Annotated in this window: 14 protein-coding genes; all 14 read left to right on the forward strand. The window is 34.7% G+C overall.

The annotated features are described in order from the left end of the window. Positions 1–33 precede the first annotated feature (33 nt). Genes AB5443_RS08085 through AB5443_RS08150 form a run of 14 tightly spaced genes read left to right on the forward strand, consistent with a single transcriptional unit; the run spans position 34 to position 14580 of the window. Positions 34–1467, forward strand: a complete 1434-nt coding sequence (locus AB5443_RS08085; protein ID WP_277131345.1) for a hypothetical protein — start codon at positions 34–36, stop codon at positions 1465–1467. Beyond that, positions 1464–2627 (forward strand): Coenzyme F420 hydrogenase/dehydrogenase, beta subunit C-terminal domain, encoded by a 1164-nt coding sequence (locus AB5443_RS08090; protein WP_277131343.1) that lies wholly within the window; start codon positions 1464–1466, stop codon positions 2625–2627. The genes AB5443_RS08085 and AB5443_RS08090 overlap by 4 nt, the downstream gene beginning before the upstream one ends. Continuing rightward, complete coding sequence (locus AB5443_RS08095; protein WP_277131339.1) at positions 2624–3787, forward strand: polysaccharide pyruvyl transferase family protein; 1164 nt, start codon at positions 2624–2626, stop codon at positions 3785–3787. The genes AB5443_RS08090 and AB5443_RS08095 overlap by 4 nt, the downstream gene beginning before the upstream one ends. Then, complete coding sequence (locus tag AB5443_RS08100) at positions 3774–4514, forward strand: acyltransferase (protein ID WP_279187284.1); 741 nt, start codon at positions 3774–3776, stop codon at positions 4512–4514. Before AB5443_RS08095 ends, AB5443_RS08100 begins: the two co-directional genes overlap by 14 nt. After that, positions 4511–5077 carry a serine O-acetyltransferase gene (locus AB5443_RS08105; RefSeq protein WP_277131333.1) on the forward strand — a complete coding sequence of 189 codons (567 nt, stop codon included), beginning with the start codon at positions 4511–4513 and terminating at the stop codon, positions 5075–5077. Before AB5443_RS08100 ends, AB5443_RS08105 begins: the two co-directional genes overlap by 4 nt. Then, positions 5064–6056 (forward strand): glycosyltransferase, encoded by a 993-nt coding sequence (locus AB5443_RS08110; protein WP_277131330.1) that lies wholly within the window; start codon positions 5064–5066, stop codon positions 6054–6056. The genes AB5443_RS08105 and AB5443_RS08110 overlap by 14 nt, the downstream gene beginning before the upstream one ends. Continuing rightward, positions 6053–7222, forward strand: coding sequence for a glycosyltransferase (locus tag AB5443_RS08115; RefSeq protein ID WP_277131328.1), 1170 nt, complete (start codon positions 6053–6055; stop codon positions 7220–7222). Before AB5443_RS08110 ends, AB5443_RS08115 begins: the two co-directional genes overlap by 4 nt. Further along, positions 7212–8393, forward strand: a complete 1182-nt coding sequence (locus tag AB5443_RS08120) for a glycosyltransferase (RefSeq protein ID WP_277131326.1) — start codon at positions 7212–7214, stop codon at positions 8391–8393. The genes AB5443_RS08115 and AB5443_RS08120 overlap by 11 nt, the downstream gene beginning before the upstream one ends. A gap of 33 nt (positions 8394–8426) precedes the next feature. Next, positions 8427–9389, forward strand: a complete 963-nt coding sequence (locus AB5443_RS08125) for an acyltransferase (protein ID WP_277131324.1) — start codon at positions 8427–8429, stop codon at positions 9387–9389. A gap of 19 nt (positions 9390–9408) precedes the next feature. Further along, on the forward strand, positions 9409–10509 hold the full coding sequence (locus AB5443_RS08130) for a glycosyltransferase (protein WP_277131322.1): 1101 nt from the start codon (positions 9409–9411) through the stop codon (positions 10507–10509). A gap of 22 nt (positions 10510–10531) precedes the next feature. Continuing rightward, complete coding sequence (locus tag AB5443_RS08135) at positions 10532–11782, forward strand: O-antigen ligase (RefSeq protein ID WP_277131320.1); 1251 nt, start codon at positions 10532–10534, stop codon at positions 11780–11782. Next, entirely contained in the window at positions 11779–12912 is a 1134-nt protein-coding gene (locus AB5443_RS08140) for a glycosyltransferase family 4 protein (RefSeq protein ID WP_277131318.1), read from the forward strand. The genes AB5443_RS08135 and AB5443_RS08140 overlap by 4 nt, the downstream gene beginning before the upstream one ends. Positions 12913–12959: 47 nt before the next feature. Beyond that, positions 12960–13475 (forward strand): hypothetical protein, encoded by a 516-nt coding sequence (locus AB5443_RS08145; RefSeq protein ID WP_052662352.1) that lies wholly within the window; start codon positions 12960–12962, stop codon positions 13473–13475. A gap of 1 nt (position 13476) precedes the next feature. After that, entirely contained in the window at positions 13477–14580 is a 1104-nt protein-coding gene (locus tag AB5443_RS08150; protein ID WP_277131315.1) for a glycosyltransferase, read from the forward strand. Positions 14581–14684 lie beyond the last annotated feature (104 nt).

Genomic DNA, 14684 nt, shown 5'->3' on the forward strand with positions numbered 1-14684 from the left:
ACGATGGTTGTGGGGTTGTACACTAGTCGGGTAATGCTCAATGCGTTGGGCGTTGATAATTATGGTATTAATAATGTCGTTGGAGGAATTGTAAGCTTTTCTGCACTAATAACAGGTACTATGGCTGCTTCATCTAGTCGCTATCTTACCTATTCTCTTGGTGAAGGTGTGTTGGAAAAGATGAGAAATGTTTTTGCTACTGTTACTAACGTACAGATTGTAATGGGTATTATAGCTGTTGTTGTTCTTGAAATAGTAGGTGTGTGGTTTCTCAATACAGCAGCAGACATTCCTGAGGGGCGTATATATGCTGCAAATTGGGTATTACAGTGTTCCATTGTTTCTACATTTGTTATATTAGTATCTGTACCTTTCAATTCTTTAATTATAGCCCATGAGCATATGGATGTTTATGCTTATATGAGTATTTTGGAAGTAGCGATAAAATTGGGAGTATGTTTTCTGATACGTAATTATGGGGGGGACAGGCTTATTTTATTCTCAATTCTTTGGACAAGTGCATCTATACTCACTAATATAATATATGCCATATTCTGTTTCAGAAAGTTTGAAGAGGTGAAATATCAATGGAGAATAGATGGAAAATTGTTTAAGGAAATGGCGGGATATTCTGGTTGGAATCTTCTTAGTAATACAACTTGGATGCTAAATACTCAAGGAGTTAATATGCTTATTAACATATTCTTTGGTGTGGCATTTAATGCAACAAGAGGTATTGCTACAACTGTGAATGGAGCTATACAAGGTTTTGTGTCTAATTTCACAACAGCATTTAGTCCCCAAATAACAAAATCTTATGCGGCGGGTAACTATGATTATTGTTATTCAATAGTAAATAAGGGGGCAAAATATACATGGTATCTCATGTTCATCTTTTTAGTGCCTGTTTGTATAGAGACTGATACTTTGTTGCATTTATGGTTAGTTGAGGTACCTCCAATGGTAGTGTTGTTTGTACAACTTTCAATGTTCGAGTCACTTGCGTTACAATCAAGCAATACTTTATTAAAACTCATACAGGCAACAGGAAATATAAAGCGTTATGCCATAGATGTAACAATTTTCACTTCTTTAGTATTTCCTTTGACATGGGTATGTTATAAATTAGGTTTTCCTGTATGGTTTTCGTATCCAATATTTATAATAATATATTTTAGTACTATAGTACTTAGATTTAAGGCACTTTCGGCTTTGACAACTTATCAATGGAGAGTATTTATAACTGAAGTGCTGATTCCATGCTTAAAAGTATCAATATTTTCATGGATAGTTCCATTGATAATAGCTCATTTTTGGTCTCCTTCATTGTTGAGATTCTTTGTATTAGTTCCGGGATCTGTCTTTTGTGTTATTCTTTCAATTTATATATTTGGATTAAATGGTAGAGAACGTATGTGGATCAAGGAATACATTATGAAGTTCATAAATAAATTTCATAACGCATGAATAAAAAAAATAATATATCAGAGATGTACTTTTGTTATGGATGTGGCGTGTGTTCCAAAGTATGTCCACAGAACATAATAAATATTCGCTTGAATAGAAATGGATTCTATAGTCCGTACATAATAGAAATGGATAAATGTACATCATGTGGATTGTGTCTTGACGTATGTGCTTATAATTCCAATGATGTTATTAAAACAGATGAGTTTGAAGTTAAATCGTATGCTGGTTGGAGTCAGAATCCCGAGGTGACACACACATGTTCATCGGGTGGTATAGGTTATGAACTAGCAAAGTACTTGGTGGAAAATGGATACAAAGCCTGCTGTGCCAGATACAATGCTAAAAAAGGTATAGTAGAACATTATATTGCAAATACTGTTTTTGAATTACAAGAGAGTAAATGCTCTAAGTATCTTCAGAGCTTTACAATTGAGGGGTTTCGTAAATTAGATCGCAAATCAAAATATTTTATAACTGGAACTCCTTGTCAAATAGATTCTATCCGTAGATATATTCGTCGTTTAAGAATTGAGGATAACTTCATTCTTATGGATTTTTTCTGTCATGGAGTGCCATCAAATTTAATGTGGCGTAAGTATCTTAAAGGTATTCAGAGACAAATTGGAAAACCAAGTAATGTCTCTTGGAGAAGTAAAAAATATGGTTGGCACGATTCGTGGGTAATAATGGCCGAGAATATAGAAGCAACTGGCAGTAATTTTCCAATGCAATATGAGTCTAATCTTAGTAAAGGAGATCTGTTTTACAAGATGTTTCTACTTAATAATTGTTTGGGGAAGGCTTGTTACTCTCATTGTAAATACAAAATGGCATCCTCAGCATCTGATATTCGCATAGGTGACTTGTGGGGAACAAAATATGAGAAAAATAATACAGGTGTTAATGGAGTTTTGGCTTTAACCCCAAAGGGAGATCGAATCCTTAATGAAATGACTTCTATTGAATTAGTTGAAGAACCATATGAGGTGGTAACAGAAGGACAAATGAAAAAATCACCTAAAAAGACTTACCTTTATTATATTGATTTGTTTTTGCTTCGTACCCCATTAAGTATAAAATGTATTGATATGATTAATCGATTGGTTCCTCAATTGCTCATTCCTGTTTTTTATATTCGAACTCTTTTAAAAAAATGAATAAACGAAATATAACTGTTGGTATAATAACAATGCACCGAGTGCTTAATTTTGGCTCGGTCTTACAAACGTATGCTCTTCAGCAAACAGTGGGTAATTTGGGATATAGTTCAGAGATTATAGACTACAAATTTCCCAATTCTGAACATTTTATGTATTTGGAGCAAAGTGATGGGCAGCCTGTTATATTGCCTCTAAAGTCACGTATTATTGATGCTATAAAAAGGCGATTGCGTGCTTCCAAACCAACAGATGAAGATATACGTCGTGGAAAGTTCTTAAAATTTATAAGTGATCATCTCAAAATTTCAAAAAATAGTTATAAGAATAGGTATCAAATAGACAAAAACACACCCCTATATGATGTTTATCTCACAGGTAGCGATCAAGTATGGAATCCATCATATATAGGATATGATACAACGTTTATGTGTGGGTTTGCACGTAATGGAAATCCGCGTATCTCTTTTGCTGCCAGTATGGCAGTTGCCGAAATTCCAGAACAATTTGTTGAGTATTATAGAACAGAACTTGGGAAATATTCCTCAATTTCAGTGAGAGAGAAAACTACTATTGGTTTGCTTTCCAAAATTACAGGAAAAACAATTTCATTGGTATGTGATCCTACAATGCTTTTAACAAAAGAACAATGGTTGAAGCAATTAAATGTAAGTGACAGTAGTAAGTATTTTATTGTTTACGTACTTGATTATACTTATAATCCATATCCGCAAATTTTTGAAATTATTAAAAAATGCCATCATCAGTATGGAGGTAGAATAATAGTTTTGAATGGTAAAATAGACCAATATATGAGGAAAAATGGTGCAACGGTGGTTAATACAGCATCTCCTGTTGATTTTATACGTTATTTTGCCAATGCATCTTTTGTGGTAACATCATCATTTCATGGGACTATATTCTCATTGAATTTCAAAGTTCCATTCATATCTGTTGTGGATGACAGAATAGGACGGGATTCACGCGTGACAGATTTGTTGGATTTGTTGGGAGCAGAACGTTTTAAACAAATATATTCTGAGCCTGTGGACGATAATAAAGATCTTTCTTATACTTCTGAAATATCTGATAAGATAGAGAGATTCAGAAATGAATCATTGAAATTTCTAGAAAAAGCTCTTTATAATGCAACTATTTAACAAATTAAAGACCTATGCCATAGTGTTTAGGCGTTTATTGCAGAAGCAAGTAGCCATCGAATCCATTAAGCAAAATCCCAAGATGCTGATTCGAACATTACGTGAAAAAGGTGTGCAGATTGATGATGATGTATTTCTTTTTAGTCCTGAAACTTTGAAGATAGATGTTACACGACCTTCATTGGTAACCATTCACGGAGGAGGTACTTTTCTACATACGAATTTTACTATTCTAACTCATGATTATGCAACTCTTAATTTTCTTAATAAATATAAAGAATTTGTACCTAATTCAGGTAGAGTGGTGATTGGTAATAATGTGTGGTTCGGACAAAATGTAACTGTGCTTAGAGGAAGCGATATTGGGGATAACTGTATTATTGGATATGGCAGTGTGGTAATGGGGAAAATACCAGCCAATTCTGTTGCTGCAGGATGCCCATGTAAGGTTATATGTACGCTTGATGAATACTTTGAGAAACGAAAGAAATGTTGCGTAGAGGAGGCTTTTGATTATGCCCGTAGTATTCAAGAACGATTTGGAAGACGTCCGGTTCCTTCTGATTTTTTTGAAGAGTTTCCATTGTTTGTATCTGGAAATGAGGTTGACAAATATCCGGAGATTCCAATAAGGCGGCAGATGAAAGAAGCTTATGAACATTATGTTAAAACTCATAAAGCACAATTCTCATCATTTGATGAGTTTTTAAAAGCAGCAGGCCTATGATAAAGTTAAGATTCATTTTTCATATATTTTTTTATTTTCTCTGTCCTCGGAAGAGACTGATTGAAGAAGATATTGATCATTACAAGGAGGTAACAGGTCTTAGTGGTAATTATATTGGGGTTATGTGCAAACTTTTTGTAGATAGACCTGAGTTTCGTACTGTGTTTTACTATAGATTGGGGCGTGTTCATGGGCTGGTTAACATATTAAAGTTTTTGGTTCCACCAATATCAACACTTTACATATACACTCCTTCTATTGGTGGTGGTTTGTTCATTCAGCATGGATTTGCGACAATTATTTGTGCAAAATCTATAGGTAGACATTGCCACATCAATCAACAAGTGACAATAGGATATAAGGGTTCTTTAGCACCGGTTTTGGGTGATAACGTAACAGTAACATGTGGTGCCAAAATACTGGGTGGTGTGAAAGTTGAGGATAATGTAGTTATAGGAGCCAACGCTGTTGTGGTAAAGGATGTTCCTGCCAATACAATAGTTGCAGGAGTTCCGGCATATATTATTAGAAAAAATGGGGAGAAAGTATATGAAAAATTGTAATGTAAAACCTCTTTTAAGTGTAATAGTTCCTGTTTATAATGTGGAGGAGTTTGTAGAGGAGTGTTTAGGGTCTATCGTTAGTCAAGATTATACCAACTTGGAAGTAATAGCAGTAAATGATGGTAGTACTGACAATTCACTTGATGTAATAAGGACTTTTGCCCGGCAGTACACTTGTGTGACTATTTATGATAAGCCTAATGGCGGTTTGTCTGATGCACGAAATTATGCACTTGACAGATGTAATGGCGACTATATAACTTTTATTGATTCGGATGATGTATTATTGAAAACGGATATATATAGCAAAATAATAGAGATATTTGAGAGTGATGAAAGGATAGATGCTGTTCAATTTGATTTAGTTTACAAATGGAAGTCTAGTGAGGAACATAAGCGCAATTATCCGTTTAGAGACTATGTTGGTAAAGAAGAGTTGTTAACAGGATATCTGAAACAATGGATTCATGTTAGTTGTTGCGACAAAGTCTTCCGTCGCAATGTGTTTGAGAATATACGTTTCCCAAAAGGTGAAATTAGTGAAGATATTGCCATAATACCACAGTTGGTTACAGCTATTAGTAAAATGACAGTAACTAACATCGGAGATTATGGTTATCGATATAGGGAGGGATCCATTACAACAACGGTACCAAAAATATCAAAGATCTTTTCTATTTTGAATAGTTATAATAAATATTTGTCGTGTTGCATGGCATTTTCATCTGTGAGGTCGATGACAATGGATTGTTACACAAGACAAATATGGAGCTATACCTCAATAATAAGGCAGTATTATGTTGATAACTTGCCTATCTATTTTAAACAACATTTTTTTCAGCAGATTTCTTTTGGAATGTGGTTTAAGTATCACAACAAGAATCTGTCCATAAATGATAAATTGAAATCATTTATAGTATGTGTTATGGGGCCAAAATGGATAGTTGTATTTCAAAACTTATTTACTCGTAACGAATGAATATCCTCATATATTTTGGTCCGCAGTTAAATCCGCAACGTGGAGGAACTGAGCGTGTTACGTGTATGATTGCTGATTATCTGTTATCTGTAGGACACAATGTAAATTATATGGCTTCCATTCCTGTTGAAGATAAATTAAGCCGTAAAAGTGTTTTTTTACCCGATGGAAATGATGCATCTACAGCCGCTAATATCGCTTTTGTTATAAACTATATCAAAAAGAATAAGATAGATATGATTCTTAACGAAGGTGCTAGTACCGAAGCTATTTATATATTTTCGCACGAACATATTCCCGCCACTGTGAAAATAATAAGCCATCTTCATTTTAGTGTATTAGATGACATTAAAAACTTCTATCATACACTAAATTATCCATTGGAGGGAGTACCATTGGCGCAGGTCTGTATGAATGTTCTTAAATGGATTAAAGCTCCATATAACAAATGGAATGCTTTGCATAATAAGCGTCAAAGATATCACTATATGTATGAAAACTCCGATACTGTAGTGGTTCTTACCGACAAACAGAAAATTTCAATGGAAAGCCTTTTGAGGATAAATCCGTCTAAAAAAATAGTTGCTGTACAAAATCCCAATTTGGTAAATGTTTCAGAAACTGACTTCTGTAAAAAGGAAAATTTGATAATTTTTGTTGGACGATTGGATTATTCATCAAAAAGAGCAGACAGGGTATTAGCTGTGTGGTCATTAATACTGAATGAATTGAAAAACTGGAGAATAGTAATAGTGGGTTCAGGGGACGACGAATTGCGTTTGAAAAAAATGAGTCAGGATTGGGCATTACAGCGTATAGAATTTGTTGGCCAAACAGATTCAGCTCCCTATTATTCCAACGCAAAGATTCTTCTTTTAACATCTAATTATGAAGGTACTCCTATGGTAATAACTGAGGCTATGGCAGCAGGCGTAGTACCGATAGTAATGAATTCATTTAAAGATGCAGATCTTAATGTAAAGAATGGATATAATGGTTTGCTCACACCACCATTTGATGTAAAAGAGATGGCGAAACGAGTTCTGCAACTTGCAAAAAACGAGTCTGATTTAAGAAGAATGAGTGAAAATGCAAAGCAAACGATTGATGGTATAGATAATAGTTATCGATTAAAAATATGGAGTGAATGGGCTAATGACAACTAAAAAACATATATTATTATACAATTCTAATGAACCTTTACCTCAGCAAGGGGGGATGGAACGGGTTACAGATTTGTTGGCAAAAGCTTTATTAAATGTCGGTTATGAAGTAACTCTTCTTTGCAAATATTCAAATAGACTTGGGAAAATATACAATGCTCCTACTGATATATTGTATTTTCCAGGGAATAAGGATGATAGGTGTTTTTTGGAAACATTGGTTATAGAACGTAATATATATTGCATAATAGATCAAACTGAGGGAGGCATAGTAGGTCGATTTGGAATTTTTAGGCATAGAGAGGATTTTAAAAGCAAAGTAAAATTGATAGCAGTTCAGCACAATTCTACTCGCGCTATATTAGATAATTATAATTTAGCGTTTGCGAAAGATTTTACGCAAACTAGATGGGGCATATTAAAACAATTTTTTTACGATAATGTGTTTTTAAAGTTGAAATACTATCACTCTGTATGTTTGACAAAAAGATTATACAGCGATTTAAATACTAATTATGACAGAATAGTGACTTTGTCATCGTCTTTTATTGAAGATTTTTGTTTTTATTGTCCCAAAGCCGATAGAACAAAACTTTTTGCAATTCCAAACTTCAATACTTTTGAATCGTGTAAGAAAACAGCGGGTCAGCAATATGTATTGTTTGTAGGGCGTTTAAGAAATTGTGTAAAAGGTGTTGATAAGTTATTGAGGATATGGAATGAGGTAGAGGACTTATTTCCCGATTGGCAACTCGATATTGTTGGTGATGGTGAAGATCGTACTATATTGGAGATACAGGCTGCTAAGATGGGATTAAAACACGTTATGTTCCATGGTTTTCAAGATCCTGCTTTATTTTATCAACGTTCAAAAATTTTTTGTATGACATCAATATACGAGGGTTTTGGTATGGTTTTAACAGAGGCTATGCAACATGGAGTTGTTCCTATGGCCTTCAATAGTTATAGTTCGGTAACGGATATTATAGATGACAATATTAATGGCATTTTGGTAAAACCGTTTGATGAAAAAGAATATGCAGATAAACTTGTTTCCTTAATGAGTGATGAGAATAAATATAAGAAAATGTCTCATGCATCCATGGCAAAATCCATCACATTTTCAAAAGAGATAATTGTAGAAAAATGGTGCAATCTTATTGAAAATCTTTAATCATAATAGTTGTAACAGTCTAATTTGTTAGGAATGACACGCTTATATTCATTTGATGCCCTTAAAGTATTGTCCATCTTTATGGTAATTGTGGGACACGTTTTTTTTTATAGTTTTCATGAAGCTAATAATTTAATGTGGAAGCTTATTGATGTAGTAAACATGCCAATGTTTATGTTTATTAGTGGTTTCTTTTCAGGAATACCTACTGTTAAAGGAGTACTTAAAAGGCTTAGAACCCTTGTTTTACCAACATTAATGGTTGGTATGTTATATACCTTTATAAAAGAGCGAGAAATTGAATCATTTTTTATGTCATCTATGCATAATGGCTATTGGTTTTGTTTTACACTATTTTGTCTTTATATTTTTTATTGGGTTTGTAGTCTTTTAGAAAAATGCTTTCAGAGATGTAATTTAGGTAATTATAATAAAGTTATTTTTTTGTCTGTAGGGGTGATTTTAGTGTTAGTGTGTTATAGATTTTTATTCCAGGATAATATATTTACTAACGCATTATCAATCCCACAATTTTATCGTTATGTTCCATTTTTCGTTTATGGTATTTTTGTTAATAAAATATCTAAGTTAAAGAATTTATTGGAACAAAGTAACTTGTTATTTACCATATCGTTGGTTGGTATTATGGCAGGGGTATATATGGGGACTGGTTATACTGCTTGTCGGTTAGTCATAGCTTTTTCATATATAAACATAATGCTTTATTTTTTTCAATACTGGTTTGCAAACAGGCATAACAGATGGGTTGAATACGTGGCTACAAGAACAATTGATATCTATTTATTTCATTTCTTTTTATTACCTACATATTTTTTTGTGATTCCCAGTTCCTTCAACCCAGATCATAACATCTTACTGTCATTGACAGTAGTCGGTATTATATCAGTTATTGTTTTGTTTGGAACACTGTTATTAACGAAGTTTATTGAAACAAGTAAGATGCTTTCGCTCCTTTTACTTGGTAAAATAAAGTAAATATTATTTGTATAAGTAAATGAAAATAACATTTATTATTCAAGATCTTTTTCAGCAAGGTGCTCAGTATGTAACAGCACTAATGGCTAGAGGATTTTATGAAAAGGGTTATGAGGTTGATATTTTGGTTTCAAAGGCTCATGAAGAATTGTTAAATACGGGACATACACCTTTTGAAGTGCCTTCTGCTGTAAAGTTTCTTGTTATGCCAAGTAGAAGAGCCCGTTATAATATATCTTTCGTACATTCATATATAAGAACTACTACCGTAGATGCTGTTGTAGTAATGAATTCTGCATATTTATGTGCACTTGCATTAGCTTCAATAGGATTAAGGCATAAAACACGTTACTGTTACGTTGAACACAATAGCATCTTGCCAGAACTAGCAGATAATATTTCCATAACAAAAAGGATTATCAATAAATTAATAAGGAGTAGATACGATTGTTTTATGAGCGTATCAAAAGGATCATGTGCTTTGTTGGAGAGATTGATGGGGCTTAATGAAGGAACAGTAAAGGCTGTTTATAATCCGGTTCTGGATAAATCTTATTATGATAAACTTACAAAAGAACCATCTTGTGATTGGCTTAGGAATAAGGCTATGCCAACAATGGTTGCGGCCGGAGCTTTTTGTAAAGTTAAGGGACACTATATGATATTTGAAGCTATTCGTTTGGCAAATGCAAAGACACCTGTTCGATTGGTGCTTTTTGGAAAGGGTGCTTTACAACAGGATTATGAAAAGTGGATTGCTGAAAATCATATGCAGGACAGGATACGGTTGGCGGGGCACAGCAGTAGTTTACCATCTGAAATAAAGTGTGCTGATGCATTCCTTGTATCTTCTGAAATGGAAAGTTTTTCAGTTGTTTTGGTAGAGGCGATGGCTACAGATATTCCTGTGATTTCAACTAATTGTCCTTATGGTCCACCTGAATTGCTAAAAAATGGTCAATATGGAGTTCTTGTACCTGTAAATGATTCTAAAGCAATGGCAGAGGCCATTGTTAACCAAGTTGAAAATCCACGTAAACCTGCGCCTCGGGAAGCGTGGGAGCCGTTTACGGTACAGAAAGTTGTATTTTCTTATGAAAAGGCTATAGGCTTAATATGATTCATAGAAGAATCTTTAATATATGGGATTGGTAAATACAATAAAAGAGATAGGTCATACAGAGGTTTTTTATGCACCGAAAGCGGGACGCTTTTGTAAGGGACTTGCATTGTTATGGGCTACAATGGCATCGGTACAGATTATGGGTTTTATATCTGTGGATACATATCTTCCCTACATAGGACTATGTCTGGTGAGTATTCTTTATTGCTTGTGTGATGGTAGTGTGCAATTTAAAGGTCGATATGTATTTTTGTATTTAGTCTTTTTGTTTAATGTGTTGGTATTGCCTATTGAACCTTGTTTTAACTCAAAGTTACGTTTTGTACAGTTTCTTATAGTAACGTTGGCATGTTCGGCATGTATATCGTCAGTAAGGGCGATTATCTTTAGACGCTATGTATTTAGATATGTATTGATGTATATGTGTATATTATCAATAGGTTCTTTTTTTGCTTTTTTCTTGGGAGTGAATTACATGCAGGTAGGGAGGCAATTAGGTTTAGCTGAATATTCCTCAAATGGAGGTACATTCGGTGGGCTTGTCAATCACTCTATGACATTGGGACCGATATCTATGATCAGTGCGTTAGCATTCTATGTTATTTATCAAAATAATAACTCAAAGATATTTATTATGTTATTCTTTCTTTCTGCAATGAGTGCAGTAATGGCTGCCAGCCGTTCTGCGCTATTGGGGGTGGCGGTTGCCATACTTTTTTCATTGTTCTTTATGAAAAGCAATGTTAATGGAAGTAAGAAAAGAATAATAATTATACTTTGTATATCTGCTTTGGTGGCAATGCCCATTGCTGATAGAGTTTTTGCAGGAGTTTTAAATAAACAAGAACAACGAAAAGAACAAGGTGGAGCTCTAAGTTCTCGGCAGAGTAAATTCGATTGTCGAATAGATGAGTTTATGAAATCACCGTTGTTAGGAGTTGGTTTTGTATCTGTTGATCCGGATGGGAATGACGAATATAATCCTGTCACTGGACAAGTGGAACCTGGAACTTCTCATTTGGCAGTACTCTCTATGACGGGACTGTTGGGAATGTTTGCCTATACCTTATTGCTACTAAATGCTTATAAGACTTCAAAACGAGATAATTCACCCAATGCCCAGTTTGTGATGTTGCTGTTGGTGGCTATGTTTACTCATGCATGGTTTGAGGGGTATGTATTGTCTGCAGGAGGTTTTTTGAGTATGACATATTGGATGATAGTGGGGCAGAATATAGATTGTAAATATATAACAGAACGTACACTATGACTATAGTTTTTGTATCCGTTGTCCTAAATATTCATCAGATAAGTATCGCAGATGAACTGTACCGTCTTACTGGTGGAAATTATTGGTTTATAGAGACTGGCGATTTTAATGGTGATAATAGCAAAGGGGGGGATGATTTTTCTCAGCGGCCTTATCTTATTAGAATTGCTGACGGTGAGGTTGCTTTACACAAAGTTCTTCAAATAGTTCGTGATGCTGATGTAATGATATATGGTGCTGCTCCGTTAATGTATTTGCGTGAGCGTATGAGTACTGGGAAACTTACTTTTATGTACAGTGAACGTTGGCTAAAGAAAGGACTTTTGAATTTACTCTCGCCTCGTTTACTTAAGCAGCAGTGGTTTTACCATGTTTATTGTCATGGTAAACCTTTTTATGTGTTGTGTAGCAGTGCCTATGCTGCTAGGGATTTTAATTTGATGCGTTCTTTCATTGGGAAATGTTATAAATGGGGATATTATACGGCTGTTCCTGCTCTTAATATAAAAACTATATTACGTGAAAAACGCAATTGTGACATTGTAAAGATACTGTGGGTGGGGCGTTTGATAGATTGGAAGCATCCTGAAACAATGATAAGATTAGCATTGCGGTTACGACAGGAAAAAATTAATTTTTATATAAACCTGATTGGAACAGGCGATATGTTTAACCATCTTCAGGCACAAATACAAAAGTTTGGATTAGGAGAGTATGTACATTTATGGGGTTCTATGCCTAATGATAATGTAAAGCAGGCTATGCTGACGCATCATATCGCCTGTTTCACCAGTGATAGGAATGAAGGCTGGGGAGCAGTTCTTAATGAGGCCATGGGATGTGGCTGTTGTCCTGTAAGTTCTATAGAGACCGGCTCTACGCCATATCTTATAAAAGACGGAGTAAATGGTTTCTCTTTTAATCTTAGAAAAAAGAATAATTTGTTTGAGAAAGTCTTGTGGCTTATTAAGCATCCTGTAGAATGTGAAAGGATGAGCTTAGAGGCCTATAATACAGTCCATAACGTATGGAGTCCGGAAAATGCAGCAACGCAACTTTATAAGTTATGTGATGCAATGCTAAAGGGGCAAACATTGGAAATTGCAGAAGGACCATGTTCTATGGCATAGGATTGTGCGGATTATGAATATTTTAATGGTTGATAACTGAATATATTATGGCAATAAATCCTGTTAAGATTCATTTGTTTAATTTATTTGTAAAGATTTGTCCTCCTTCACGTCTCAATAGCTTTAAAGTGCGATTACTGCGTTGGGCTGGTGCACAAGTGGGCAAAAACGTCTCAATTTTCTCACCAAAGATACTTGGTCAGTTTGAATTTATCATAGGTGATAATTGTTGGATTGGGCATGATGCACTTATTTTTGGTGCTGCAGGTAGTAAGATTGAGATGAAGCTGTATTCTAAAGTAGCATCTCGTGCTATAGTGGTAACAGGTTATCACGATTATGGTGTCCAATATGATTGCATTGCTGGTCCAGGAAAGTGTGATGATATTATCATCGGTCCAGGAGCTTTGATAGATACACAGGCAATGGTATGTCCTGGTAAGACAATTGGAGAGAAGTCACATGTGGCAGCATATTCAGTGGTTACTCACGATGTACCACCATTTGTAAGAGTGGCAGGAATCCCTGCAAGAGTAATAAAAAATTTTAGAGAACAAGTGTAGTATGAATATTTTCGTAATAGCCACAACTTTACAAGCCGGTGGGGGCATAACTATTTATAAGCAATTCTTATCGCATTTGCCTAAATATATAGGACATGATAAATATTGGGTATTTGTTAATCCTATACTGCCGCAAGTGGTGATAGAAGGAGTAGAATACATATCTTTTCCCTTACAGTCTAAACTGAAACGAATTTTGTTTGAAGGTAAATTATTGCAAAGTGAAATAGCAAAGCTAGGGGTGAATCCTGATATCTTGGTTTCACTTCAGAATAATGGATACAAAGAGATAAAGGGTTGTAAGCAAATAGTATATTATCATCAACCGATGCCGTTGTATCCTGGAGTATGGAATCCGTTTAAATCACAAGAACGTTCTCAGTTTTTGTATAAATATATCTTTCCGCACATTGTAAAACGTACATGGGCGAAGAATATTCAGTTTGTGGTACAGATACCATTTATAAAGCGTAGAATGGTAGAGTTCTTTGGAGTACCGGAGCAGAATATACATTTGTGTTTTCCTGATGTGGAAAGAATAGATGTAGAGAATGTGAAACCTTACGCATTCAAGAATAATAAATTTCATTTTCTTTGTGTGGTTGTTGGAGATGTTCCAAGGTATAAGAACTTATTGACGCTTATACGGGCGGCTGTAATACTTAAGCAAAATTATAAAGAAACTTATAAATCAGTTGAAATTCATTTAACAACGACTGCTGCTGATGCTTGTGTATGGGCAGCGGAAGTTAAGAAGTATGGAGTAGAAGATATTATACAATTTGATGGAAAATATAAGCATGACGAATTGTTGGAGTTGTATAAAAATGCTGATGCTTTATTATTTCCAAGTTATATAGAAACGTTGGGGTTGCCTTTGCTTGAGGCAGCAGCCTTTGGGCTTCCTGTTTTGGCAGCTGATGTAGATTATGCTCATGAGGTGTTGAAAGATTATGAGGGAGTGAGATATATTGATGTGTTTGATTATGAGAGTTGGGCAAAGAACATAATAGAGTATGGTATGAATAAAAAACGATATAAGTCGTTGCCACAAAATCGAGAAAGCGATTGGGGACATTTTTTTGAACTGATCCAAACCTGCTAAGTATGAATAAGGAGTCGGTCCTTTCAGCAAGGAACTATAAAAAACACTCAGAGCGTATCCCTAATGAAGAATATAGAACGTACGGATACAATGAGTGATTCTCA

Origin of the sequence: Bacteroides sp. RTP21281st1_H5_RTP21281_210402, from assembly GCF_040918965.1 — a bacterium.
Taxonomy (GTDB): Bacteria; Bacteroidota; Bacteroidia; order Bacteroidales; family Bacteroidaceae; genus Bacteroides; species Bacteroides congonensis.

Bases quoted from the DNA above. Each gene is read 5' to 3' on its own strand.
- AB5443_RS08085 (WP_277131345.1), top strand. From the start codon at position 34: ATGCTCAATGCGTTGGGCGTTGATAATTATGGTATTAATAATGTCGTT.
- AB5443_RS08090 (WP_277131343.1), top strand. From the start codon at position 1,464: ATGAATAAAAAAAATAATATATCAGAGATGTACTTTTGTTATGGATGT.
- AB5443_RS08095 (WP_277131339.1), top strand. From the start codon at position 2,624: ATGAATAAACGAAATATAACTGTTGGTATAATAACAATGCACCGAGTG.
- AB5443_RS08100 (WP_279187284.1), top strand. From the start codon at position 3,774: ATGCAACTATTTAACAAATTAAAGACCTATGCCATAGTGTTTAGGCGT.
- AB5443_RS08105 (WP_277131333.1), top strand. From the start codon at position 4,511: ATGATAAAGTTAAGATTCATTTTTCATATATTTTTTTATTTTCTCTGT.
- AB5443_RS08110 (WP_277131330.1), top strand. From the start codon at position 5,064: ATGAAAAATTGTAATGTAAAACCTCTTTTAAGTGTAATAGTTCCTGTT.
- AB5443_RS08115 (WP_277131328.1), top strand. From the start codon at position 6,053: ATGAATATCCTCATATATTTTGGTCCGCAGTTAAATCCGCAACGTGGA.
- AB5443_RS08120 (WP_277131326.1), top strand. From the start codon at position 7,212: ATGACAACTAAAAAACATATATTATTATACAATTCTAATGAACCTTTA.
- AB5443_RS08125 (WP_277131324.1), top strand. From the start codon at position 8,427: ATGACACGCTTATATTCATTTGATGCCCTTAAAGTATTGTCCATCTTT.
- AB5443_RS08130 (WP_277131322.1), top strand. From the start codon at position 9,409: ATGAAAATAACATTTATTATTCAAGATCTTTTTCAGCAAGGTGCTCAG.
- AB5443_RS08135 (WP_277131320.1), top strand. From the start codon at position 10,532: ATGGGATTGGTAAATACAATAAAAGAGATAGGTCATACAGAGGTTTTT.
- AB5443_RS08140 (WP_277131318.1), top strand. From the start codon at position 11,779: ATGACTATAGTTTTTGTATCCGTTGTCCTAAATATTCATCAGATAAGT.
- AB5443_RS08145 (WP_052662352.1), top strand. From the start codon at position 12,960: ATGGCAATAAATCCTGTTAAGATTCATTTGTTTAATTTATTTGTAAAG.
- AB5443_RS08150 (WP_277131315.1), top strand. From the start codon at position 13,477: ATGAATATTTTCGTAATAGCCACAACTTTACAAGCCGGTGGGGGCATA.